The sequence below is a fragment of the Variovorax sp. 10L421 genome, assembly GCF_056395365.1.
In genome coordinates this window covers 1-23,367 of sequence record NZ_JBFTJJ010000039.1, presented here as the reverse complement: position 1 = coordinate 23,367, position 23,367 = coordinate 1, and the positions used below count along the sequence as shown (strand labels likewise).

General features: G+C 67.7%; 25 protein-coding genes. 9 read left to right on the top strand and 16 right to left on the bottom strand.

Annotated features, from left to right (window positions below; translation table 11 throughout):
* Positions 1-39: 39 nt before the first annotated feature.
* The 12 genes from AC1DFC_RS28530 to AC1DFC_RS28475 all read right to left on the bottom strand — a co-directional run bounded on the left by AC1DFC_RS28530 (position 40) and on the right by AC1DFC_RS28475 (position 11,443).
* Positions 40-771, bottom strand: a complete 732-nt coding sequence (locus AC1DFC_RS28530; RefSeq protein ID WP_413335159.1) for an ABC transporter ATP-binding protein — start codon at positions 769-771, stop codon at positions 40-42.
* Positions 768-2,672 (bottom strand): branched-chain amino acid ABC transporter ATP-binding protein/permease, encoded by a 1,905-nt coding sequence (locus tag AC1DFC_RS28525; RefSeq protein ID WP_413335160.1) that lies wholly within the window; start codon positions 2,670-2,672, stop codon positions 768-770. The genes AC1DFC_RS28530 and AC1DFC_RS28525 overlap by 4 nt, the downstream gene beginning before the upstream one ends.
* Positions 2,669-3,697, bottom strand: a complete 1,029-nt coding sequence (locus AC1DFC_RS28520) for a branched-chain amino acid ABC transporter permease (RefSeq protein WP_007837440.1) — start codon at positions 3,695-3,697, stop codon at positions 2,669-2,671. Before AC1DFC_RS28520 ends, AC1DFC_RS28525 begins: the two co-directional genes overlap by 4 nt.
* A 111-nt stretch (positions 3,698-3,808) precedes the next feature.
* Positions 3,809-4,957 carry an ABC transporter substrate-binding protein gene (locus tag AC1DFC_RS28515; RefSeq protein ID WP_007837437.1) on the bottom strand — a complete coding sequence of 383 codons (1,149 nt, stop codon included), beginning with the start codon at positions 4,955-4,957 and terminating at the stop codon, positions 3,809-3,811.
* A 34-nt stretch (positions 4,958-4,991) separates the two neighbouring features.
* Positions 4,992-6,077, bottom strand: a complete 1,086-nt coding sequence (paaE, locus tag AC1DFC_RS28510) for a 1,2-phenylacetyl-CoA epoxidase subunit PaaE (RefSeq protein WP_007837435.1) — start codon at positions 6,075-6,077, stop codon at positions 4,992-4,994.
* A gap of 12 nt (positions 6,078-6,089) precedes the next feature.
* Positions 6,090-6,614 (bottom strand): 1,2-phenylacetyl-CoA epoxidase subunit PaaD, encoded by a 525-nt coding sequence (paaD, locus tag AC1DFC_RS28505; protein ID WP_007837434.1) that lies wholly within the window; start codon positions 6,612-6,614, stop codon positions 6,090-6,092.
* A complete protein-coding gene (gene paaC / locus AC1DFC_RS28500; protein WP_413335163.1) occupies positions 6,611-7,384 on the bottom strand; it encodes a 1,2-phenylacetyl-CoA epoxidase subunit PaaC in 774 nt (257 codons plus the stop codon). Before paaC ends, paaD begins: the two co-directional genes overlap by 4 nt.
* A 14-nt stretch (positions 7,385-7,398) precedes the next feature.
* Complete coding sequence (gene paaB, locus AC1DFC_RS28495) at positions 7,399-7,698, bottom strand: 1,2-phenylacetyl-CoA epoxidase subunit PaaB (RefSeq protein ID WP_007837429.1); 300 nt, start codon at positions 7,696-7,698, stop codon at positions 7,399-7,401.
* Positions 7,695-8,705: a 1,2-phenylacetyl-CoA epoxidase subunit PaaA gene (paaA, locus tag AC1DFC_RS28490; protein ID WP_413315531.1), complete on the bottom strand. Its 1,011-nt coding sequence runs from the start codon at positions 8,703-8,705 to the stop codon at positions 7,695-7,697. The genes paaB and paaA overlap by 4 nt, the downstream gene beginning before the upstream one ends.
* Positions 8,706-8,741: 36 nt before the next feature.
* Positions 8,742-10,052, bottom strand: coding sequence for a phenylacetate--CoA ligase PaaK (paaK, locus tag AC1DFC_RS28485; protein WP_413335165.1), 1,311 nt, complete (start codon positions 10,050-10,052; stop codon positions 8,742-8,744).
* A gap of 13 nt (positions 10,053-10,065) precedes the next feature.
* A complete protein-coding gene (paaI, locus tag AC1DFC_RS28480; protein ID WP_007837426.1) occupies positions 10,066-10,509 on the bottom strand; it encodes a hydroxyphenylacetyl-CoA thioesterase PaaI in 444 nt (147 codons plus the stop codon).
* Positions 10,510-10,639: 130 nt separating this feature from the next.
* Positions 10,640-11,443: an enoyl-CoA hydratase-related protein gene (locus tag AC1DFC_RS28475; RefSeq protein WP_007837425.1), complete on the bottom strand. Its 804-nt coding sequence runs from the start codon at positions 11,441-11,443 to the stop codon at positions 10,640-10,642.
* Between the two features lie 150 nt (positions 11,444-11,593).
* Here AC1DFC_RS28475 and AC1DFC_RS28470 point away from each other — a divergent pair, with 150 nt between their 5' ends.
* The gene (locus AC1DFC_RS28470; protein ID WP_413315536.1) at positions 11,594-12,196 is read left to right on the top strand and encodes a phenylacetic acid degradation protein PaaY; all 603 of its coding nucleotides are present in this window, start codon (positions 11,594-11,596) and stop codon (positions 12,194-12,196) included.
* A 70-nt stretch (positions 12,197-12,266) separates the two neighbouring features.
* The gene (locus AC1DFC_RS28465) at positions 12,267-12,908 is read left to right on the top strand and encodes a TetR/AcrR family transcriptional regulator (RefSeq protein WP_007837421.1); all 642 of its coding nucleotides are present in this window, start codon (positions 12,267-12,269) and stop codon (positions 12,906-12,908) included.
* Here AC1DFC_RS28465 and AC1DFC_RS28460 read toward each other — a convergent pair.
* The 4 genes from AC1DFC_RS28460 to AC1DFC_RS28445 are packed head-to-tail and all read right to left on the bottom strand — an operon-like array spanning position 12,892 to position 16,945.
* The gene (locus AC1DFC_RS28460; protein ID WP_413315537.1) at positions 12,892-13,929 is read right to left on the bottom strand and encodes a VWA domain-containing protein; all 1,038 of its coding nucleotides are present in this window, start codon (positions 13,927-13,929) and stop codon (positions 12,892-12,894) included. The genes AC1DFC_RS28465 and AC1DFC_RS28460 overlap by 17 nt on opposite strands.
* Positions 13,926-14,915 carry a DUF58 domain-containing protein gene (locus tag AC1DFC_RS28455; RefSeq protein WP_056586294.1) on the bottom strand — a complete coding sequence of 330 codons (990 nt, stop codon included), beginning with the start codon at positions 14,913-14,915 and terminating at the stop codon, positions 13,926-13,928. Before AC1DFC_RS28455 ends, AC1DFC_RS28460 begins: the two co-directional genes overlap by 4 nt.
* A complete protein-coding gene (locus AC1DFC_RS28450) occupies positions 14,896-15,909 on the bottom strand; it encodes an AAA family ATPase (protein WP_413315539.1) in 1,014 nt (337 codons plus the stop codon). Before AC1DFC_RS28450 ends, AC1DFC_RS28455 begins: the two co-directional genes overlap by 20 nt.
* A 25-nt stretch (positions 15,910-15,934) precedes the next feature.
* The gene (locus tag AC1DFC_RS28445) at positions 15,935-16,945 is read right to left on the bottom strand and encodes a S1C family serine protease (protein ID WP_007837415.1); all 1,011 of its coding nucleotides are present in this window, start codon (positions 16,943-16,945) and stop codon (positions 15,935-15,937) included.
* Positions 16,946-17,032: 87 nt separating this feature from the next.
* On the opposite strand from AC1DFC_RS28445, the gene AC1DFC_RS28440 reads away from it, so the two are divergent.
* From AC1DFC_RS28440 to AC1DFC_RS28410, 7 genes are all read left to right on the top strand, one after another.
* On the top strand, positions 17,033-17,893 hold the full coding sequence (locus AC1DFC_RS28440; RefSeq protein WP_007837414.1) for a TatD family hydrolase: 861 nt from the start codon (positions 17,033-17,035) through the stop codon (positions 17,891-17,893).
* A 129-nt stretch (positions 17,894-18,022) separates the two neighbouring features.
* On the top strand, positions 18,023-18,439 hold the full coding sequence (locus tag AC1DFC_RS28435; protein ID WP_007837412.1) for a hypothetical protein: 417 nt from the start codon (positions 18,023-18,025) through the stop codon (positions 18,437-18,439).
* Between the two features lie 91 nt (positions 18,440-18,530).
* Positions 18,531-19,061 carry a DNA-deoxyinosine glycosylase gene (locus AC1DFC_RS28430; RefSeq protein ID WP_042674133.1) on the top strand — a complete coding sequence of 177 codons (531 nt, stop codon included), beginning with the start codon at positions 18,531-18,533 and terminating at the stop codon, positions 19,059-19,061.
* Positions 19,061-19,846: a class I SAM-dependent methyltransferase gene (locus AC1DFC_RS28425; RefSeq protein ID WP_007837409.1), complete on the top strand. Its 786-nt coding sequence runs from the start codon at positions 19,061-19,063 to the stop codon at positions 19,844-19,846. The genes AC1DFC_RS28430 and AC1DFC_RS28425 overlap by 1 nt, the downstream gene beginning before the upstream one ends.
* The gene (gene tfpB / locus AC1DFC_RS28420; protein WP_413335169.1) at positions 19,843-21,639 is read left to right on the top strand and encodes a type IV pilus assembly ATPase TfpB; all 1,797 of its coding nucleotides are present in this window, start codon (positions 19,843-19,845) and stop codon (positions 21,637-21,639) included. Before AC1DFC_RS28425 ends, tfpB begins: the two co-directional genes overlap by 4 nt.
* A 126-nt stretch (positions 21,640-21,765) precedes the next feature.
* A complete protein-coding gene (locus AC1DFC_RS28415) occupies positions 21,766-22,254 on the top strand; it encodes a tripartite tricarboxylate transporter TctB family protein (protein WP_007837406.1) in 489 nt (162 codons plus the stop codon).
* Between the two features lie 19 nt (positions 22,255-22,273).
* Positions 22,274-23,367, top strand: a 1,094-nt coding sequence (locus tag AC1DFC_RS28410; protein ID WP_478180476.1) for a tripartite tricarboxylate transporter permease, incomplete at its 3' end; no start/stop codon positions are given.

Sequence of the window (23,367 nt, the reverse complement as noted above, 5' to 3'; positions counted from 1 at the left end):
CCCCSGAAGGGGAGTGAGCAAGAAAGGGAGGCACGTCGGTCATTCCTTCTTTCCTATACCGAGGTACGTGTCGATGATCCGCTGGTCGTGCAGCAGGTCGCGCGCCTTGCCTTCGAGCGCCACGGCGCCCATCTCCAGCACGTAGGCGCGGTCGGCCACCTGCAGCGCGGCGCGTGCGTTCTGCTCCACGAGCAGCACCGACACGCCATGGCTGCGCAGCTGCGACACCACGCGCAGCACCTCGCGCACCACCAGCGGGGCGAGGCCCAGCGAGGGTTCGTCGAGCATCAGCAAACGCGGCCGCGCCATCAGCGCGCGGCCAATGGCCAGCATCTGGCGTTCGCCGCCCGAAAGCGTGGAAGCCAGCTGTGGGCGGCGCTCGCGCAGGCGCGGGAAGATCCCGAAGATCTCGTCCATGCGCGCGCGCTGGTCGCGCTTGCCTTTGCGCCACTGGTAGAAGCCGCCGAGCAGCAGGTTGTCTTCCACCGACATCTCGCCGAACAGCTCGCGCCGCTCGGGCACCAGTGCGACGCCGCGCGCCACCATGGTCTCGACGCTGGGGCGCGCGACGCGCCCGCCGTCCAGCATCAGCTGGCCGGTGGAAGGCAGCAGGCCCATGGCGGCGCACAGCAGCGTGGTTTTGCCGGCGCCATTGGGGCCGATCACGGTGACGATCTCGCCCTCGTTCACCTGCAGGCGCACGCTGTGCACCGCTTCCACGGTGCGGTAGGCGACGCAGAAGCCGTCGAGTTGAAGCAAAGGATGGCTCATCGGGCGTCTTCCAGCAGTTCGTCGTCCGCGCCGCCGAGGTAGGCTTCAAGCACGCGCGGGTTGGCCTGCACTTCGGCCGGCGTGCCGGTGGCGATGACGGTGCCGAATTCGAGCACCGTGATGCGGTCGGCGAGGTTCATTACGAACTCCATGTCGTGCTCCACCACGAGGATGCCGAGGCCCTCGGCGCGCAACTGGCTCAGCAGCACCGAGAGCGCGCGCTTTTCAAGATGGCGCAGGCCGGCCGCCGGTTCGTCGAGCAGCAGCACCGAGGGCTGGCCGGCGAGCGCGCGGGCGATTTCGACCACGCGCTGCTGGCCGAGCGAGAGCGATGCCGCGGGCGTGTTGGCATGCGCGCCGAGGCCGCAGCGTTCGATCTGCCTGCGGGCCTCGGCCATCAGCGCGGCTTCTTCGGCACGGTCCAGCCGCAGCATCGCGGCGAGCCAGCCACGCTTCGCACGCAGGTGCGCGCCGAGCGCGACGTTCTCAGCCACGCTGCGCTGTCCGAGCAGGCGCACGTGCTGGAAGGTGCGGCCCAGGCCCAGCGCGGCGAAGGCGCGCGAAGGCTTGGCCGCCATCGGCTGGCCGGCGAGCTTCACCTCGCCCGAGGTCGGGTCGTCCACGCCCGAGATCATGTTGAAGAAGGTGCTCTTGCCGGCGCCGTTCGGGCCGATCAGCGCATGGATCTCGCCGGCCTTCAGTGTCATCGAAATCGCGTTGTTGGCCACGAGCCCGCCGAATCGCTTGCTCACGTCGCTGGCTTGCAGCAGCAGTTCGCCACTCGCGGGCAGCGTGCGCTGCGCGAGCTGCACGGTCGGCGCCTTCGATGCGAGAGCCGGCGCCTTGCGCGCCGCATCGTTGCGCACCCAGCGGCGCGTGATGCGCGCCAGCGTGGGCCACAGGCCGTCGGAAAAACGCTGCAGCACGAAGAGCATCAGCAGCCCGAACACGATCACCTCGAAGTTGCCGCTGCTGCCGAGCAGCGAGGGCAGCACGTCCTGCAGCTTTTCCTTCAGCAGCGTGATCAGCGCCGCACCCAGCACCGCACCCCACAGGTGGCCCGCGCCGCCGACCACCGCCATGAACAGCAGCTCGATGCCGATGTTCAGGTTGAAGGGCGTTGGGTTCACGAATCGCTGCAGGTGCGCATAGAGCCAGCCCGACACCGCCGCGAGCAGCGCGGCCAGCACGAACAGCTTGATGCGGTGGCGCGCCGTGTCGACGCCCATCGACTCGGCCATCAGCCGCCCGCCCTTGAGTGCGCGGATGGCGCGGCCTTCGCGGGAATCGAGCAGGTTGTGCAGCGCCCAGAGCGCCAGCAGCAGCACCGCCCAGATCACGACGCCGAGCGCGCGCGGCGTGGCCAGCGATAGCCCCGCCACCACCAGCGGCGGCACGCCCGTGATGCCGGTCTGCCCGCCGAGGAAGTCCATGTTGCCCAGCAGGTAGTACAGGCTCAGGCCCCAGGCGATGGTGCACAGCGGCAGGTAGTGGCCCGACAGCTTGAGCGTGACCGCGCCGAGCATCCAGGCCAGCGCGAAGGTGAACGCCAGGCCCAGCAGCAGGCCGGCCCACGGCAGCAGCGCAGGGCCGACCGCGCCACCCAGCCAGGCGGCAGCAGTGGGCGACGTGCAGATCCATGCGGTGGCGTAGGCGCCCATGCCGACGAACGCGGCCTGCCCGAAAGAGGTCATGCCACCCACGCCGGTGAGCATGACCAGCCCGGCCGCGACCAGCGCATACAGGCCGATGTTGCTGAGCACCGAGACCGTGAATTCGGGCAGGAAGCCCCAGGCCAGCGCCAGCAGCACCACGCACGCCAGCGTGAGCTGGCGCGGCGTGACCAGCGGCTTGCCTTCGGGCGGGGTGTTCAGTGTCGCGGGATTCGAAGACGCGCTCATTCTTCGTCCTCCACGTGGCGGCTGTGGAGCGAACGCCACCACAGCACTGGAATGATCAGCGTGAAGACCAGCACCTCCTTGAACGGGCTGGCCCAGAACGAGGCGAATGCTTCGAGCTGTCCCACCAGCAGCGCGCCGGCCAGCGCCAGCGGATAGCTCGCGAGCCCGCCGACGATGGCGGCGACGAAGCCCTTCAGGCCGATGAGAAAGCCGGTGTCGTAATACACCGTGGTGATCGGTGCGATCAGCAGCCCCGAGACGGCGCCGATGAGCGCTGCGAGCGCGAAGCTCAGGTCGCCCGAGAGCTCGGTCGGAATGCCCGACAGCCGCGCGCCCACCCGGTTGATGGCGGTGGCACGCAGCGCCTTGCCGACCATCGAGCGGCCGAAGAACAGGAACATGGCAATCACCAGCAGCAGCGTGACGCCGACCACCACCAGCGACTGTCCGCCGACTGGAATGCCGCCGATGTCGAGGCGCGCTTCGGAGAACGCCGCGGTGCGCGAGCCTTCGGCGCCGAAGAACAGCAGGCCCAGCCCGACCAGCACGCCGTGCAGCGCGACCGAGACGATCAGCAGCATCAGCACGTTGGCGTCCGCCAGCGGCCGGTAGGCCAGGCGGTAGAGCAGGGGGCCGAGCGGCATGATGAGAAGCAGCGTGGTGAGCGTCTGGCCCGTCATCGACGTGGGTTTGAGCAGCAGCACCAGCGCGGTGGCCGCCGCCGGCAACACCACGCACCATGCGAGCGCGGAGGCCCAGTCGACCACTGCGCCGCGCTTCCAGCGCCAGATTTCCACCAGCAGCACCGCGACTGCCAGCACCAGCAGCAGCCACAGCGTGGCCGGCACACGGCCAGCCTGCAGCATCGCCATAGAGAGCGCCCCGAAGGCGACGAACTCACCTTGGGGAATGAAGATGACGCGCGTGACTGAAAACACCAGCACCAGTGCGAGCGCCATCAAACCGTAGACGGCACCGTTGACGATGCCGTCCTGCCCCAAGAGCAGGGCGATCTGCAAATCCATAAAAGAAACCTTCGGGCTTGGCCCGTGTATCGAATCAGGGTCAGGCACAAGCGCCGTCAGTTGCGCTGCCTTGTGTTGCTCCATCCCCCTTTGGGGGAGGGAGCGAAGACATCAGGGCTGGTATTTCCAGGCGCCGTTCTCGATCTTCACCATCACGCGGGCGCGTTGGTCGAGACCCAGGTGGTCCTTCTCGGTCATGCTGAACACGCCGTGCGCGCCCGACACTTCCTTGACCTGCTCCAGCGCATCGCGCAGCGCGGCGCGGAATTCCGGCGTGCCGGGCTGCGCCTTCTTCAGTGCGACGGGCACGGCCGAGGTCATCAGCAGGCCGGCGTCCCAGGCGTGTGCACCGAAGGTCGACACGGTGCCCTTGCCGTAGGCGGCTTCGTAGGCGCCGACGTAAGCCAGTGCAGATTTCTTCACCGGGTTGCTGGCGGGCAGCTGCTCGGCCACCAGCACGGGGCCGGCGGGCAGGAAGGTGCCTTCCACGTCCTTGCCGCCCACGCGCAGGAAGTCGGCGTTCGCCACGCCGTGCGTCTGGTACATCTTGCCGGCGTAGCCGCGTTCCTTGAGCGTCTTCTGCGGCAGCGCGGCCGGTGTGCCCGAGCCCGCGACCAGCACCGCGTCGGCCTTGCTGGCCATGATCTTCAGCGCCTGGCCCGTCACCGAGGTGTCGGTGCGGGAGTAGCGCTCGTTGGCCACGATAGTGATCTTCTTCAGCGCAGCGGCCTTGGCGAATTCTTCCGACCAGCCTTCGCCGTATGCGTCGGAGAAGCCGATGAAGGCCACGGTCTTCACGCCGTTGGCGGCCATGTGCTCGGCGATGGCGAGCGACATCATGATGTCGTTCTGCGGCGTCTTGAACACCCACTTCTTCTTGGCGTCCATCGGTTCGATGATGCGGGCCGAAGCGGCGATGGAAATCATCGGCACCTTGGCTTCGCTCACCACGTCGATCATGGCCAGCGAGTTGGGCGTGGTGGTGGAGCCCAGCACGACGTCGACCTTGTTCTCTGCGATGAGCTTGCGCGTGTTGGCCACGGCCGCGGTGGTGTCCGAAGCGTCGTCGAGCACGATGTAGTTGATCTTCTGGCCGCCGATGGTCTTGGGCATCAGCGCGATGGTGTTCTTCTCCGGAATGCCGAGCGAGGCGGCCGGGCCGGTGGCCGAGAGCGTCACGCCGACATTGACGTCGGCCCACGCCGCGGCGGCGGTGGCGCACAGCGCGGCGATCAGCAGGGGCTTGAAGAAGAGTTTCATTGGTCTTGTCTCCGGTTGAAAAATATTTGAAGTTCTAGCGCTCGTCGAATGAGAGCGTGACGCGTTCGGTCAGGGGGTGTGCCTGGCAGGTCAGCACGAAACCTGCTGCCACTTCATTCTTGTCGAGCGCAAAGTTTCTTTCCATGCGGACTTCCCCGTCCACGCATTTGGCGCGGCAGGTGCCGCACACGCCGGAGGTGCACGAGAACGGGACTTCGAGCCCCGCGGCCGAAGCCGCATCGAGGATGCTGGGCTGGCCTTCGGTGTAGGTAATCTCGCGCTGCAGCCCGTCGCGCACGATGACGATGCGCGCCTGCCTGGCGTCGCCGGGCTGCGCCTCGTGCACCACCGCGCCGACCTGCGTGGCCGAAGGCAGCGCCACGCCGAAGCGTTCGATGTGGATGCGTTCCTCGGGCACGCCGGCGGCCAGCAGCGCGGCCTCGGCTTCGTCGTTCATCTGGAACGGGCCGCAGACATAGACATGGTCGATCGTCTTCGCAGGCACCACCGACGCCAGGAACTCGCCGATCTTCTCGCGGTTCATCACGCCGAAGCCCAGCGGCGAATCGGTGTGCTCGTCGGAGAACACGTGCTGCAGCACAAGCCGCGTCATGTAGCGGTTCTTCAGGTCCTCGATTTCTTCCTTGAACATCGTGGACTGCAGCTGGCGGTTGCCGTAGATCAGCGTGAAGCGGCTTCGCGGCTCGCGCGCCAGCACCGTCTTCATGATCGACAGGATCGGCGTGATGCCGCTGCCGCCCGCGATGCCGACGTGATGGCGTGCCGAAGCCGGCTCGATGGGCACGAAGAAGCGGCCCTGCGGCGCCATCACCTGCAGGGTGTCGCCCGGCTGCAGATGGGCGTTGATCCAGTTGGAGAACACGCCGCCGCGCACCTTGCGCACGCCGACGCGCAGCTCGCCATCGTCGAGGCCGGCGCAGATCGAATAGGAGCGGCGCAGGTCCTGGCCGTCGATGTCGTGGCGCAGCGTGAGGTACTGGCCCTGCGTGAAGCCGAAGACCTGCTGCAGGTCGATGGGCACTTCGAACGAGACGACGACGGCCTCGGCCGTGTCGGGCTCGATGGCCTTCACGCGCAGGGGATGGAAGAGGGTGCTCATCGCGGGGGAGTCTCAGAAGGGTTTGAAGTGTTCGAAAGGCTCCTTGCACGCCATGCAGCGGTACAGGGCCTTGCAGGCGGTGGAGCCGAATGCGGAAAGCCGCTCGGTGCGCTCGCTCGCGCAGCGCGGGCAGGCGATGCGCTCGCCGGCGATGCGGCCGAAGAGCTTGATGGGCATGGCGGTGCTGGCGGCCTGCTCGGCGTTCAGGTGCGCGGGCGGCGCGATGCCGTAGGCCTTGAGCTTGGCGCGACCCTCGTCGCTGATCCAGTCGCTGGTCCAGGCGGGTGCACGGCGCAGGGTTGCGCGCGCGCGGCCCAGGCCGGCCTGCTCGATGGCGGCCAGCACGTCGTGCTCGATGGCCTCGGTGGCGGGGCAGCCGGAGTAGGTCGGCGTGAGCACGATCTCCAACCCGTCGTCATGCTCGATCACGTCGCGCACGATGCCGAGGTCGCACACCGACACGGCCGGCACCTCGGGGTCGGGCACCGTGTGCAGCACGGCCCATGCCGCGTCGACGCGCGAGGCGAGGGCGTTCACCACACCCCCCCGGGAAAGCTGCGTTGCAGGTGCTGCATCTCCGCGAGGATGTAGCCCATGTGCTCGCTGTGCACGCCGTGCTTGCCGGTGCTGCGGAAGGCGGCTTCCTTCGGCATGGCGAGGCCGGCGGCGTCGAGCACCTGTTGCATTTCGGCGAGCCAGGGGTCGCGCAGTTCGCTCCACGCCGGACCGAGGCCGCTGGCGCCGGCTTCGGCATCGACCGCGTCGCTGAAGAAGAGCTCGGGCATGTAGAGCCATAGCTGCTCGAGCGCCTTTTCAGTGCGGCGGCGCGATTCGTCGGTGCCGTCGCCCAGCCGCACCACCCAGTCGCCCGAATGCTGCTGGTGGTAGCGCGCTTCCTTCACGGCCTTGCCGGCGATGGCAGCCACTTCGGGGTCGTTCGATGCGGCCAGGCGCTGCCACAGCAGCTTGAGCAGTGTCGACACCATGGTGTTGCGCACCACGGCGAAGGCGAAGTCGCCGCGCGGCAGTTCGGCGATGGTGAGGTTGAAGTAGTCGCGCTCGTCGCGCAGGTAGGCGAGTTGGTCTTCGTCGTGCTCGCGGCCTTCGATGCGGCCTGCGTGTGTCAGCAGCGCGCGCGCCTGGCCGACGAGGTCGAGCGCAATGTTGGCCATCGCGATGTCTTCCTCCAGCACGGGCGCGTGGCCGCACCATTCGCCCAGGCGCTGCGCGAGCACGAGGCAGGTGTCGCCGATGCGCAGCAGGTATTGCACGGCGGGCGTGCGGTTCAGTTCGATCGATGCTTGCATGGTCCTGGCCTTGCTCACATGTGGTCGACCGACTTGGGCAGCGCGTAGAAGGTCGGGTGGCGATACACCTTGTCTTCCGCCGGGTCGAAGAACATGTCCTTGTCGCCCGGGTCGCTCGCCACGATCTGGTCGGAGCGCACCACCCAGATGCTGCTGCCTTCCTGGCGGCGCGTGTACACGTCGCGCGCCATCTGGATCGCCATCTTCGGATCGGCCGCGTGCAGGCTGCCGCAGTGCTTGTGATCGAGCCCGGCCTTGCTGCGCACGAACACTTCCCACAGGGGCCACTCTTGCTTGCTGGTATCGGTGCTCATGCTGCTTCCTTCATCGGTTGCTTGTTGGCGTGGGCCATGGCGGCTTCACGCACCCACGCGCCTTCTTCCCAGGCGTCGACACGGGCCTGAAGGCGCTCGCGGTTGCAGGGGCCGTCGCCGCCGATCACGCGCCAGAACTCGCTCCAGTCGATCGCGCCGAAGTCGTGCGCCTGGCGCTCTTCGTTCCACTTCAGGTCGGGGTCGGGCAGGGTCACGCCGAGGATGCGCGCCTGCTCCACGGTGGCGTCGACGAACTTCTGGCGCAGCTCGTCGTTGCTGAAGCGCTTGATGCCCCAGCGCATCGACTGCGCGCTGTTGGGCGACTGGTCGTCGGGCGGGCCGAACATCATGATCGACGGCCACCACCAGCGGTTGACCGCGTCCTGCACCATCGCCTTCTGCGCCTCGGTGCCGTGGGTCATCATGGTCAGCAGGGCTTCGTAGCCCTGGCGCTGGTGGAAGCTTTCCTCGCGGCAGATGCGGATCATGGCGCGCGCATACGGCGCGTACGAGCAGCGGCAGATCGGCACCTGGTTCATGATGGCCGCGCCGTCCACCAGCCAGCCGATGGTGCCCATGTCGGCCCAGGTCAGCGTGGGGTAGTTGAAGATCGAGCTGTACTTTGCCTTGCCGCTGTGCAGCGCCTCGAACATCTGGTCGCGCGAGGTGCCCAGCGTTTCGGCCGCGGCATACAGGTAGAGGCCGTGGCCGCCTTCGTCCTGCACCTTGGCCAGCAAGATGGCCTTGCGCTTGAGCGTGGGCGCGCGGCTGATCCAGTTGCCTTCGGGCAGCATGCCGACGATTTCCGAGTGCGCGTGCTGGCTGATCTGGCGCACCAGCGTCTTGCGGTAGTGCTCGGGCATCCAGTCCTTCGCCTCGATGAAGTCGCCGGCGTCGATGTGCGCGTCGAAGCGTTCCTCGAGCCGCATTTCCTCGGCGGAGCGCACGGCCTTCTGTTTGCCGTCGCCTGCGTCCTTGCCCATGGTGTCCATTGCCTGGGTGTACATGTGCGTGTCCTTTCGGTGAATGGATGTGGAATGGCTTCAGCGCGGGCGCGTGTCGATCACGCGGCGTGCCTTGCCGGTCTGGGTGCGTTCCATCTCGTTGGGCGCATGGACCACCACGCGCGTGGAGATGCCGATGAGCGTCTTCACGCGGTGCTGCACCCATTCGCCGATGGCGGTGCGGTCCGCCGATGCTGCGTCGGCTTGGTTGAGTTCGCAGTGCACCTCGACCTGGTCGAGCTTGTCGGCGCGGCTCACGTGCACTTGGTAGAGGCCCGACAGCGCCTTGTGCGCGAGCACGATCTCTTCCACCTGCGTGGGGAAGACGTTGACGCCGCGGATGATCATCATGTCGTCGCTGCGCCCGACGATCTTGCCCATGCGGCGGAACGAACGCGAGGTGGGCGGCAGCAGGCGCGTGAGGTCGCGCGTGCGGTAGCGCACGATGGGCATGGCCTCCTTGCTCAGCGAGGTGAAGACCAGTTCGCCTTCCTCGCCGTCGGCCTTCAGCTCGCCGGTGTCGGGATCGATGATCTCGGGGTAGAAGTGGTCTTCCCAGATGACGGGGCCGTCCTTGCTCTCGACGCATTCGCTGGCTACGCCGGGGCCCATCACTTCGCTCAGGCCGTAGATGTCGACGGCGTCGATGCCTGCCTTGGCCTCGATGTCGCGGCGCATGGCCTCGGTCCACGGCTCGGCGCCGAAGATGCCGACCTTGAGCGAGCTGTCTTTCGCGTCGAGGCCCTGGCGCTCGAACTGCTCGATGATCACCTGCATGTAGCTGGGCGTGACCATGATGATGTCCGGCTTGAAGTCCTGGATCAGCTGCACCTGCTTCTCGGTCTGGCCGCCCGACATCGGGATGACGGTGCAGCCCGCGCGCTCGGCGCCGTAGTGCGCGCCCAGGCCGCCGGTGAACAGGCCGTAGCCGTACGACACGTGCACCATGTCGCCGGGCCGCCCGCCCGCGGCGCGGATGGAGCGGGCGACGAGGTCGGCCCAGGTGTCGATGTCCTTCAGCGTGTAGCCGACCACGGTCGGCTTGCCGGTGGTGCCCGACGAGGCGTGGATGCGCGCCACCTTCTCGCGCGGTACGGCGAACATGCCGAAGGGGTAGTTGTCGCGCAGGTCGCCCTTCACCGTGAACGGGAACTTCGACAGGTCGGCGAGCGACTTCAGGTCGTCGGGGTGCACGCCCTTGGCGTCGAAGGCCTTGCGGTAGTGAGGCACGTTGTCGTAGGCGCGCTGCAGCGTGGTGCGCAGGCGCTGGATCTGCAGCGCGGTGATTTCGTCGCGGCTCGCGGTTTCGATCGGCTCGAGGTCGCCGGGGGTGGGGCGTTTGACTGTCATGTGTCTTGTCTCCTCAGGCGGCAACGGCGGGGCGGCCCTTGGCGGTGTAGGAGCGGCCGCGGAACATCGCGATGCGCTCGCCGCGCTGGTTGGTGATCTCGGTGTCGTACACGCCGGTGCGGCCGGCCTTCGAGACTTCGTGGCAGCGCGCGGTGAGCACGTCGCCCTCGCGCGCCGGGGCGATGAAGTCGATCGAGAAGCCCGAGGCCACGGTCAGTTCGTTGTACGAGTTGCAGGCAAAGGCGAAGGTCGAGTCGGCCAGCACGGCCATGAAGCCACCGTGGCAGGTGGCGTGGCCATTGAGCATGTCGGGGCGCACCTTCATCTCTATGGTGGCTTGGCCGGGGCCGACCTCGACGATGCGCATGCCGAGGCCCTGCGTGGCGTTGTCGTTCGCGAGCATGCCGTCGCGGACGTACTCGGCTGTTTGTTGAGGAGTGCGGGTGGGTTCGGTCATCTTTTTTCAGCTGGCTCGAAGCTGCGTGTTCGGGTTCGGGGTGCGTGCACGGGCCACCCCGTCGGCGTGAGCGCGCCCCGAAGCACCCGTCTCACGCACAACGCGAAAGATCAAGAAGCAATGCTTCATCTCAGCGATCCTTGAACATCGGCGCACGCTTCGCGCGGAAGGCTTCGACGCCTTCGCGGTAGTCGTCGGCATTGCCCATGACGCGCTGCAGTCGGGCTTCTTCGTCGAGCGCCGTCCGCAGGTCCATGCCTTGCGCATCGGCCATGGCCTGGCGCGTGGCGACGAGGGCGCGGGTCGGCATGGCCGCCAGCTTCGATGCGAGGGCCGCCGCGGTTTCGGCCAGCGCCGCGTCGTCCACGCACTGCCAGATCAGGCCGATGCGCGCAGCCTCTTCGGCCGGCAGCTTGTCGCCCAGCATCGCGATGCCGAGCGCGCGCGCCGAACCCACGAGGCGCGGCAGCAGCCATGTGCCGCCGGTGTCGGGCACGAGGCCGATCTTGGTGAAGGCCTGGATGAAGCTGGCCGAGCGTCCCGCCACCACGAGGTCGCAGCACAGCGCGAGGTTGGCACCCGCACCGGCCGCCACGCCGTTCACCGCGGCGATCACCGGCACCGGCATCGAGCGCAGGCGCGCGACGAGCGGGGCGTAATAAGTGGAGATGACGTGGCCCAGGTCCTTGGGCGCGGCGCCCGGAGTCGGGTCGGGCGCGACCGAGGGATCGGCAAGGTCCTGGCCGGCACAGAAGGCACGGCCGGCGCCCGTGAGCACCACGCAGCGCACGCTCTCGTCCTGCGCTGCGGCCTCCAGCGCCGCCATCAACTCCGCATGCAGTTCGGTCGTGAAGCTGTTGAGCGCCGCAGGGCGGTTGAGGCTCAACGTGCGAACGGTGCCGGCGTTGCCGGTGAGTACCAAAGGCTCGGGCATGGCGTGTCTCTTTCATCCTCTGTGGGGGTGGATCGGCGTGCAAACACTATTGACCGACCGTTCGGTTGATTTTAGGATCGACCTCCATCCCGGCACAAGCGGGGGTGGTTCAGGGCAAACCCTGAGTCACGGAAAAAGGAGTCCGACCCAATGCCCAGCTATTCCATCGACGGCGTGATTCCCGTCGTCGACCCGAGCGCGTACGTGCACCCCACGGCGGTGCTGATCGGCGATGTGATCGTCGGCCCGAACTGCTACGTGGGTCCCTGCGCCAGCCTGCGCGGCGACTTCGGCCGCATCGTGCTGGAGGAGGGCTCGAACGTGCAGGACCATTGCTGCGTGCACGGCTTTCCCGACAACGACACGGTGATCGAGGTCAACGGCCACATCGGCCACGGCGCGATCCTGCACAGCTGCATCGTGCGGCGCGACGCGCTGGTGGGCATGAATGCGGTGGTGATGGACGAGGCCGAGATCGGCGAGAAGGCCATCGTCGCGGCCTGCGCCTTCGTGCCGGCCGGCATGAAGGTGCCGGCACGCTCGCTGGTCGCGGGCATTCCGGCGAAGGTGAAGCGCGAATTGAGCGAAGACGAGATCGCCTGGAAACTCGAGGGCACGCAGACCTACCAGGCGCTCACGGTGCGCAGCCTCGCGAGCCTGCATGAAGTGGCGCCGCTCGCGCAGGTGGAGCCGCACCGCCCGCGCCTGCCGGCCACCGAGGTGCGCTCGCTCATCGCCACGAAGCGGGGCTGATCCGGTTCGCGCTTCGTGCAAGATCGCCCGTTGCCCTCAACACAACAGTCCAACCCAGGAACAAGAACCGATGCCGCGTGGAAGATCCGCCACCTACGACGACCAGCGTGAACTGATCCTCGCGCAGGCCGCCCAGCTGTTCGCACGCAGCGGCTATCCCGCCACCTCGATGAACCAGGTGGCCGAGGCCTGCGGGCTCTCGAAGGCGACGCTCTATCACTACTACAAGGACAAGAGCAGCCTGCTGATCAGCATCGCGGAGACGCACGTCTCCAAGCTCGCGGCGCTGGTGGCCGAGGAAGAGGCGTCGACGCACACGGACGAGCAGCGCCTGCGCCGCTTCATCTACCGCATCGTCGAGGAATATGCCGGCGCGCAGGACGCGCACCGCGTGCTGACCGACGACGTGCGCTTTCTCGAAGAGGCCGACCGCGAGCGCGTGCTCGACAAGGAGCGCGAGGTGGTCGCGGGCTTTGCGCGCGCCGTGTCTGCGCTGCGCCCCGGCGCACCGAGCGACGACCTCGCCAAGCCGCTGACCATGCTGCTGTTCGGCATGATCAACTGGATGTTCACCTGGATGAAACCCGATGGCCGGCTCGACCACGCGGCCATCGCGCCGATCGTGGCCGACCTGTTCCTGGGAGGTATCGGCGCGGTCAAGTCGCCCGATGCGCCGGCGGCCATGCCGCGCGGGCCTAGAGAATCCGGTTGAACCAGAGCAGCGACAGCCCCGCAGACAGCAGCGTGAGCACCGCGGCGCCCAGCGCGAACAGTGCCGAGATCTCGGTTTCCTTCTTCTCCACGGTGAGCTTGGAGCTCAGCGTCTCGTAGACCTTCTTCAGGTCGTTCGCCGTGCCGGCGTAGAAGTACTCGGCGTTCGTCTTGTTGGCGATGGCCTTGAGCGTCTCCTCGTCGAGCCGCACGCGCATCGACCAGCCCTCGAAGCCGATGGTCTCGCCGTCGACCGTGCCCACGCCCACCGTGTAGATGCGCACGCCGCGGTCGGCCGCGGCCTTGGCCGCGTCGAGCGGGTCGACGCCGGTGGTGCGCTGGCCGTCGGTCAGCATGATGATCGCGGCCGAGGTGAAGGAGCCCGGCGCCACGGGCGTGAAGTCCTTGAGCTTCTTCTCCGACTGGTCGATGGCTGCACCGCGCTGGCGGCTCGGCGCGCTGAACTGCTCGACGTCGATGCCCGCGTCGGGGAACAGCGTGGCCAGCGACACCACGATGGCATTGCCCGTGGCGGTGGCGCGCTGCAGCTGGAAGCTGTCGATGGCGGTCACCAGGTCCTCGTGGTTGGTGGTGGGCAGCTGTGCCACCTGCGCGCTGCCCGCGAAGGCGACGATGCCCACCTTCACGCTGCGCGGCAGGTCCTTGATGAAGCTCTTGGCCGCCTCCTGCGCCGCCACGAGCCGGTTGGGCTGCACGTCGGCCGCGCGCATGCTGCCCGACACGTCCATCGCCAGGATGATCGTCTGCTGGTTCGACGGCAGCACCACCACGGCCATGGGACGCGCCGCGGCCACCAGCATCGCGGCCATGGCCAGCAGGAAAAGCGCGGGCGGCAGATGCCGCCGCATGCTCTGCCCGGCACCTATGGCCTCGCGCACGATCGACAGGCTCGCATAGCGCACCGCCAGCTTCTTCTTGCGGCGCAGCAGCCAGAGGTAGAGCAGGATCAGCAGCGGCAGGGCCGCCAGCAGCCAGAGGAATTGAGGCCAGAGAAAAGTCATGCTGCCACCGCCTTCATGCCTGCCGGGCCGATGCGCGCGCGGCGCTTGCGCAGATCGGCGAAACGAACGATGGCTTCCACCAGGTCGTCATTGGTCGAGAGTTCGAGTGCGTCGACGCCGGCCCTGGCCAGTGCCTCGCGCAGTGCGGTTTCACGTTCCGACGCCAGGCGCGCGAAGCGTTTGCGAAAGCCCGCATCGTGGGTGTCGACCCACAGCTGCTCGCCGGTCTCGGCGTCGCGCAGCGGCACCAGGCCGAGGTCGGGCAGTTCGAGTTCGAGCGGGTCGAACAGGCGCACTGCGATCACCTCGTGGCGCTGCACCAGCTGGCCGAGCGGGCGCTCCCAGCCGGGCTCGCTCAGGAAGTCGGACACCACGAACACGGTGGAGCGGCGCGGCATCAGCGTGGCGGCCGACTTGAGCAGGTCGGCCAGGCGCGTCATGCCTTTCTGCGTGGGCGCGGCCTCGGCTTTTTCAGCGCGCTTCTCCATCGCGTGCAGCAGGTGCAGCACGTGGCGCCGTCCGGTGCGCGGCGGAATCACCGCTTCGAGATCGCTGCCGTAGACCAGCGCGCCCACCCGGTTGCCGTGCCGCGTGAGCAGCCGCGCCAGTACGCCGACGAAACCCGCCGAGACCTCGCGCTTGGCCTTCAGGCCCGAGCCGAAATCGACCGAGCGGCTCAGGTCGAGCACGAACCACGCAGCCATCTCGCGGTCTTCGGTGAACACGCGCACATGCGGCGTCTGCAGCCGCGCCGTGACGTTCCAGTCGATGTGGCGCACGTCGTCGTGGTGCTGGTACTCGCGCAGGTCGGCCAGGTCGAGGCCGGTGCCGCGCATCAGCGTGCGGTAGTCGCCCTGCAGCAGGCCGTCGAGGCGGCGAATGACAGTCCATTCGAGCCGGCGCAGCGCGCGCTCGGCCCCACCGGCTTCTGCGGCGAGCCGTTCGTCGTTCGCGGCCGCGGGGGCCTTACGCCACCAGCTTTTCATGTTCGAGCGGCTTGGGAGGAGCGGGGACTGCGCGCATGATCTTCTCGACCAAGCCGTCGGGCGTCAGGCCCTCGGACAGGCCTTCGTAGGAAAGCGTCACGCGGTGGCGCAGCACGTCGGGCACCAGCGCCGTCATGTCTTCCGGCAGCGCATAGCTGCGGCCGCGCAGCAGCGCCAGGGCGCGCGCGCCCTCGGTCAGGCTGATGCTGGCGCGCGGGCTGGCACCGAAGGTGATGAAGCGGCGCAGGTCCTTCAGGCCATGCTTCTCGGGCGTGCGCGTGGCCGACACCAGCTTCACTGCGTACTGGATCAGCGAGGGGTCGACATACACGCGCCGCGCCTCGGCCTGCAGCGCCGCGAGCTGCTCGGTGGTGGCGACCGGCGTGGCGTTGACAGGCGGGCCGATCACGCGCTGGACGATGACGAACTCTTCCTCGTCGCTCGGGTAGTCGACCAGCACCTTCATCATGAAGCGGTCGACCTGCGCCTCGGGCAGCGGGTAGGTGCCCTCGGTCTCGATGGGGTTCTGCGTGGCCATCACGAGGAAGGGGCGCGGCACCTTGTGCGTCTCGCCGGCGATGGTCACCTGCCGTTCCTGCATCACCTCGAGCAGCGCGCTCTGCACCTTGGCCGGCGCGCGGTTGATTTCGTCGGCCAGCAGCAGGTTGGCGAACACCGGGCCCAGCGAGGTGCTGAACTCGCCCGTCTTCTGGTTGTAGATGCGCGTGCCCACGAGGTCGGCGGGCACGAGGTCGGGCGTGAACTGGATGCGCTTGAACTGGCCGCGCACGGTGTCGGCCAGCGTCTTGACGGTGAGCGTCTTCGCCAGGCCCGGCACGCCCTCGACCAGCAGGTGCCCGCCCGCGAGCATGGCGACCATCACGCGCTCGAGAAAGCGGTCCTGGCCCACGACCACGCGCTTCACCTCGTAGAGGATCTGCTCCATCAGTTCGGCGGTGCCGGCGGGCGTGGGATTGACGGTCTCTGTGCTCATGCGAAGGACTTTCGAAAAAGAATCGTCAGAACGGCGGCGAACCCGCGGCGGACGCGGCGTTCTCGATGGGCACCGCGAAGCCGATGCCGATGAAGGTGCGCTGCTGTGTCGGGTTGAGGATGGCGGTGACGATGCCGAGCACCTCGCCGTCCATGTTGATCAGCGGCCCGCCCGAATTGCCGGGGTTGGCGGCCGCGTCGAACTGGATCAGGTTGCCCAGCTCCTGCTTGCCCTCGGGCGAGCGGAACGAGCGCTTCAGGCCCGACACCACGCCGGCCGACACGGAAGGCCCGATGCCGAACGGAAAGCCCACGGCCGCCACCTGGTCGCCGGGCCGCAGGTCGGCGGTCGAGCGCATGGTGGCGGGGATCAGGTCGTCGGGAATCTTCTGCGCCTGCAGCACGGCAAGGTCGTTCTCGGGCTGCACGCCGGTGATGGTGGCCACAGCCTCCAGGCCGTCGAAGAAGGTGACCTTGATCTTGTCGGCGCCCGCGACCACGTGCAGGTTGGTCAGGATCACGCCCTTGTCGACGATCACCACGCCCGTGCCCACACCGCGCTCGACCTCGCCGGGCGTGCCGCCATCGCTGGGGGCTTCGGGCGGCTTGCCCTTGGCGAGGTTGCGTCCGCGCTTCTGGATCTTGGCTTCGGGCGTGTTCTTTTCTTCACCGTAGCTCACGACCCGCACCACCGAGGGCCGGATGATGTCCGCGGCCTTGGCGGCGGGCGAGGGCAGGGTGGTGGTCTGCAGCGTGCGCAGCACGGCCGCGTCGATGTCTTTCTGCGTGAGGGCCTTGGCGCCCGGGCGCGGAACCCACAGCGCAGCGCCGGTGACCAGCGCGGCCGACAGCACGACCAGCATCGCGAAGCTGCGGCGGCCGGGTTGCCAGCCGGTCTTCTTTGCGGGGGCGGCTTGCAGCGCAGGGCCCGCGCCGACCGCTTCGGGCGAGGCTGGCGCCCCTGCCCGTTCGGCCGCCTCGTCTGCGGCCGGTGGCAGCGTGCGGGGCGAATGGCTGTAGACACCTGGCCTGCGCATCGGAGCACCTCCGGCAAAAAATCGCGTGAAGGAGTTCACAGTAGCACGCTTTCCACGCCTGCGCATCCCATCGGGCATCATCGCGCGATGGCTACCTTCGTCGATACCCACTGCCACCTGGATGCGCCTGAATTCGGTGCCGAGATGCCCGTCCTGCGCGCCCGCGCCTCCGCGCGGGGCGTGGCGATGTGCGTGATCCCGGCGGTGGCCGCCTTCAACTTCGCAGCTGTGCGTGAACTGGCCCATGCGCAGGGCGATGCCTACGCGCTGGGCATTCACCCGCTGTGCACCGGCGAGGCGAAGGATGAAGACCTCGAAACCCTCGATGCCGAGCTGGCCGCGCAGCGCGGCGACCCGCGGCTGGTGGCGGTCGGCGAGGTCGGGCTCGACTACTTCGTCGAGGGGCTCGACGGCGAGAAGCAGGAGCGGTTTTTTCACACTCAGTTGCAACTGGCACGCAGGCACGGGTTACCCGTGCTGATCCATGTGCGGCGCTCGGTCGACAAGGTGCTCAAGCACCTGCGGCAGACGGCAGCCGGCAAGCCGTGGCAGGGCATTGCGCATGCCTTCAACGGCAGCGAGCAGCAGGCGCAAGCGTGCATCGAGCTCGGGTTGAAGCTCGGCTTCGGCGGCGCGGTGACCTTCGAACGCGCGCTGCAGCTGCGGCGGCTGGCCGCCACTTTGCCGCTTGGATCGATCGTGATGGAAACCGATGCGCCCGACATCCAGCCGCACTGGCTGTACCGCACGCAGGCCCAGCGCGATGCCGGCGAGCCGCAGGGCCGCAACGAGCCGGCCGAGCTGCCGCGCATCGCCGAAGTGGTGGCCGGCCTGCGCGGCATCGGCCTCGACGAGCTGGCCGCAGCCACCACCCGGAATGCGCTCGAAGCGCTGCCGCGTCTGGAAAATCTCATGGCCATGTCGGCGCGTCCACCGCGCCCCGCGTAGGCCAATGCCCCGTCCTGCCTGCATGAAGGCAGATGCCGCGGATTTGCTGTCATCCTCGAGCGCCACCAGTTCGTTGCTGGTTCAGTGGCAAGTCAGTCACTCAAAACTTCATCCAACAAGGAGCTTTACATGAGCACGTCTTTCGTTCGCACCATGCCCGTCGTCCTCGCACTGGCACTCGCCTCCATCGGCGTGTCGGCCGTGGCCCAGACCACCGCGCCTGCAGCCGCACCGGCCCCCGCTGTGGCCCCGGCCGAGCCCACCACCACCGAGAAGATGAAAGAGACCGGCAAGGAAGCCGTCGACGCCACCAAGCGCACGACCAAGAAGGCTGTCGCGGCCACCGAGAGCGGCACCAAGAAGGCCTGGAAGGCCACCAAGCGCACGACCAAGAAGGCCACCAACGCCACCAAGAAGGCAGCCGCCAAGACCGGCGAAGCCGTCGAGAACGCCGGCCACAAGGCGGCCGACGGCATGCGCAGCACCGGCAAGGCCATCGGCGAGAAGATCCCCGGCACGGCAGAGAACGAAGCCGCCAAGAAGTAAGCCTGCTTCGGCCTTCGCGAAAAAACCCGCTTCGGCGGGTTTTTTCATGGGCGGTGCAAGTGCGCGCGGGACGGTGGCACGATTGCCGCCCATGAATCCACCCGCCGCATCCGCTACCGCCGCGAGCACGTTGCTCACGGGACTCGCGCCCATCGTGTCGCCGGCCACCGTGGTGCTGATCCTCGGCAGCTTCCCCGGGGTCAAGTCGCTCGAGCGGCAGCAGTACTATGCACACCCCCAAAACCAGTTCTGGAAGATCTTGCAAGCCGTCTGGCCCGAAGTCCCTTTGCCGTCGGGCATAGACAGCTACGCGCAGCGCTGCCGGTGGCTGCTCGACCGCGGCCTGGGCGTGTGGGACGTGTACGGCGCCTGCGAGCGCGAGGGCAGCCTCGATTCGGCCATCCGCGCGCCCGTGGCGAACGACATCGCCGGGCTGCACCTGCCAAAGCTCGCGGCCATCGCGCACAACGGCGGCGAGAGCTTCAAGCACGCACGGCACACGCGCACCCTTGGCGTGCCGGTCTATCCGCTGCCTTCCACCAGTCCCGCCAACGCGTCGTGGAGCTTCGAGCGCAAGCTCGCGGCCTGGCGCGAGGTCTTCGCCGCCCACCAACTCGTCTGATGGCATCCAGCAAAATTCCCGCCGTTCTTCCCGAAGTCAATTTCTCCGACTGGGGCGACGTCCGCTACCTGCACCTGGGCACCGAATGGGTCCAGGGCTCGATGAAGCTGGACGCGCCCTTCGAGATCGAGCTCGAATACGTGCAGCGCATGATGGCCTGGCTGCTGTTCGCCGACAGCAAGACCGTGGCCAGCCGCCACGCGATGCAGCTCGGCCTGGGCGCGGCCACGCTCACCAAGTTCAGCCGCAAGATCCTGCGCATGCGCACCACCGCGATCGAGCTCAATCCGCAGGTGGTGTCGGCCTGCCGCGGCTGGTTCAAGCTGCCGCCGGACGACCCGAAGCTGCGCGTGGTGATCGCCGATGCGGCCGCCGAGATCCGCAAGCCCGAATGGCACGGCACGGTCGATGCGCTGCAGGTCGACCTGTACGACCACGAGGCCGCCGCGCCCGTGCTCGACAGCGAAGACTTCTATGCCGACTGCCGCGCGCTGCTCACCGAGGACGGCTGCATGACGGTCAACCTCTTCGGCCGCTCGTCGAGCTATGAGCGCAGCCTCGAAAAAATCGCCGGTGCCTTCGGTGCCGATGCCGTCTGGGCGTTCAGGCCGACGCGCGAAGGCAACACGGTGGTGCTCGCGCAGCGCACGCCGAGCCGACCGAAGCGCGAGGCGCTTGCCGAGCGCGCCCAAACGATCCAGACTCGCTGGAGCCTGCCCGCGCCGAAATGGCTGCGGGTCTTCAAGCCCCTGAATATTTCACTTACCCGACCTGCCGGCTCATGAGCGTTGTTCCCGCTGTTTCTGCTCCCGCCCCACTGGCCGCCCGCCACGAAGGCCCGCTCGACCTGCGCCGCCTGATCGAATGGCTGGCTACCGACGGCGTGATCTCGCCCATGGAGGCCAAGCGCACCATCGCGCGCTGCGCCCAGGCCGAAAGCCGGCAGGCGCCGCTGGTGCGGCTGGCCAACGTGGCCATGACGCGCGAGGGCGACGGCAAGCCGCTCGATCTAGAAATGCTCACGCAATGGCTCGCGGGCCGCGCCGGGCTCACGTACCTGCGCATCGATCCGCTCAAGGTCGACGTGGGCAAGGTGGCCGACACCATGAGCGCTGCGTATGCCGAGCGCCACAAGGTGCTGCCGGTGCAGGTGCTGCCCAACGAGGTGGTGGTGGCCACGGCCGAGCCCTTTCTCACCGACTGGATCGCCGAGGTCGAGCGCCAGTCGCGCCGCGCGGTGCGCCGCGTGGTCGCCAACCCGGCCGACATCCAGCGCTACACGGCCGAGTTCTTCGCGCTCGCGAAGTCGGTGCGCGCCGCGCAGAAGGCCGGCGGCAACACCGGCGGCGCGAGCTTCGAGCAGCTGGTGGAGCTCGGCAAGAGCAACAAGCAGCTCGACGCCAACGACCAGAGCGTGGTGCAGGTGGTCGACTGGCTGTGGCAGTACGCCTTCGACCAGCGCGCGAGCGACATCCACCTGGAGCCGCGCCGCGAGCAGGGCGTGATCCGCTTTCGCATCGACGGCATCCTGCACCCCGCCTACCAGATGCCGATGGGCGTGATGAACGCGATGGTCGCGCGCATCAAGCTGCTGGGCCGCATGGACGTGGTGGAAAAGCGCCGCCCGCTCGATGGCCGCATCAAGACCCGCAACATGCGCGGCGACGAAATCGAAATGCGCCTGTCGACCCTGCCGACGGCCTTCGGCGAGAAGATGGTGATGCGGATCTTCGACCCCGACACCGCCGTGAAGGACCTCGACGCACTGGGCTTCGCGCAGCACGACGCCCAGCGCTGGGAGCAGCTGGTGACGCGGCCCAACGGCATCATCCTGGTGACCGGGCCCACGGGCTCGGGCAAGACCACCACGCTGTACTCCACGTTGAAGCGCGTGGCGACCGAAGAGGTCAACGTGAGCACGGTGGAAGACCCGATCGAAATGATCGAGCCCTCGTTCAACCAGACGCAGGTGCAGCCGCAGCTCGACTTCGGCTTCACCGAAGGCCTGCGCGCGCTGATGCGGCAGGACCCGGACATCATCATGGTCGGCGAAATCCGCGACCTCGCCACCGCCGAGATGGCGGTGCAGGCCGCGCTCACCGGCCACCTCGTGTTCAGCACGCTGCACACCAACGATGCGCCGAGCGCCATCACGCGGCTGATGGAGCTGGGCGTGCCCTCCTACCTCATCAACGCCGTGATGCTGGGTGTGCTCGCCCAGCGCCTCGTGCGCACGCTGTGCCCCAACTGCAAGCAGCCGGACGACACCGTCACCCGCGAGAAGCTGGAGGCCATCGTCAAGCCCTGGCAGATCACGGGCTCGGTGCGCGCCTACAAGCCGGTGGGCTGCGTCGACTGCCGCATGACCGGCTACATGGGGCGCATGGGCCTCTACGAACTGCTGAGCATCAGCGAGGCGTTCAAGGGCAACGTGACCAAGGAGCCCAACCTCGCCGGGCTGCGCCGCCAGGCCGTGATCGACGGCATGCGCCCGCTGCGGCTGGCCGGCGCGCTGCGCGTGGCCGAGGGCGTGACCACCATCGAGGAAGTGCTGAGCGCCACGCCGCCACTGGAATAGTCTTCCGCCCCAGGACCCTGAGTCCTTTCGGGTTATCCCTAGGCCTTTTGTTAGTGGAATCCACATCAGGCTGACCGGAAGCTGACTCGACAATCCCGCATCGAAATTTGTTCGAGGAGACTGTTCGTGAAGATCAAGAGTCAGAAAGACTTTTTCTCGGGCCTGATGTTCACGGTGGTGGGTGTGGCGTTCGCATGGGGCGCCACCACCTACACCGTGGGCAGCGGAGCCCGCATGGGTCCGGGTTATTTCCCGTTGATGCTCGGCATCCTGATGGCCCTCATCGGCCTCGGGATCATGTTCAGCGGGCTCACCGTTGAAACCACCGACGGCGAGAAGATCGGCAAGTGGGCCTGGAAGCAGGTGGTGTTCATCCTGGGCGCCAACCTCGCGTTCGGCATCCTGCTCGGCGGCCTGCCGAGCATCGGCGTCCCCGCCATGGGCATGATCATCGCCATCTACGCGCTGGTGATCATCTCCAGCCTTGCGGGCCATGAGTTCAAGCTGCCCAGCGTGCTGATCCTGGCCACCGTGCTGGCCATTGGCAGCTATGTCGCATTCATCTGGGCGCTGAAGCTCCAGATCCAGGTCTGGCCGACCTTCATCACCGGCTGAGAAGAAAGCTGCTCACATCATGGAATTGGTTGAACACCTCTCGATGGGTTTTGGCGTTGCCTTTACCTTCACCAACCTGCTGTACTGCCTGATCGGCTGCATCCTGGGCACGCTGATCGGCGTGCTCCCGGGTATCGGCCCGGTCGCGACCATCGCGATGCTGCTGCCCGCCACGTACGCGCTGCCGCCCGTGTCGGCGCTGATCATGCTGGCCGGCATCTACTACGGCGCGCAATACGGCGGCTCCACCACTGCAATCCTGGTCAACCTGCCAGGTGAATCCTCGTCGGTGGTGACCGTGATCGACGGCTACCAGATGGCGCGCAAGGGCCGTGCGGGGCCGGCGCTCGCCGCCGCCGGCCTGGGTTCGTTCTTCGCGGGTTGCGTGGGCACGCTGATCCTGGCCGCCTTCGCACCGCCGCTGACCGAGCTGGCCTTCAAGTTCGGCCCGGCCGAGTACTTCTCGCTGATGATCCTGGGCCTGATCGGCGCCGTGGTGCTGGCTTCGGGCTCGCTGCTCAAGGCGATCGCGATGATCGTGCTGGGCCTGCTGCTCGGCCTGGTCGGCACCGACGTGAACTCGGGCGTGGCGCGCTACAGCTTCGACATCCCGGAACTCACCGACGGCATCGGCTTCGTGGCCATCGCCATGGGCGTGTTCGGCTATGGCGAAATCATTGCCAACCTCTCGCGCCCCGACGACGAGCGTGAAGTGTTCACCGCCAAGGTCTCGGGCCTGTTCCCGACCAAGGAAGACTTCAAGCGCATGCTGCCCGCAGTGCTTCGCGGCACGGCGCTGGGCGCGGCACTGGGCATCCTGCCCGGCGGCGGCGCGCTGCTGGCAGCCTTCGCGGCCTACACGATCGAGAAGAAGACCAAGCTGAAGCCGGGCGAAGTGCCCTTCGGCAAGGGCAACATCCGCGGCGTGGCGGCTCCCGAGTCGGCCAACAACGCCGGTGCGCAAACCTCCTTCATCCCGCTGCTGACGCTGGGCATTCCGCCCAACGCGGTGATGGCGCTGATGGTGGGTGCGATGACGATCCACAACATCCAGCCCGGCCCGCAGGTGATGACCAGCAACCCCGAGCTGTTCTGGGGCCTGATCGCCTCGAT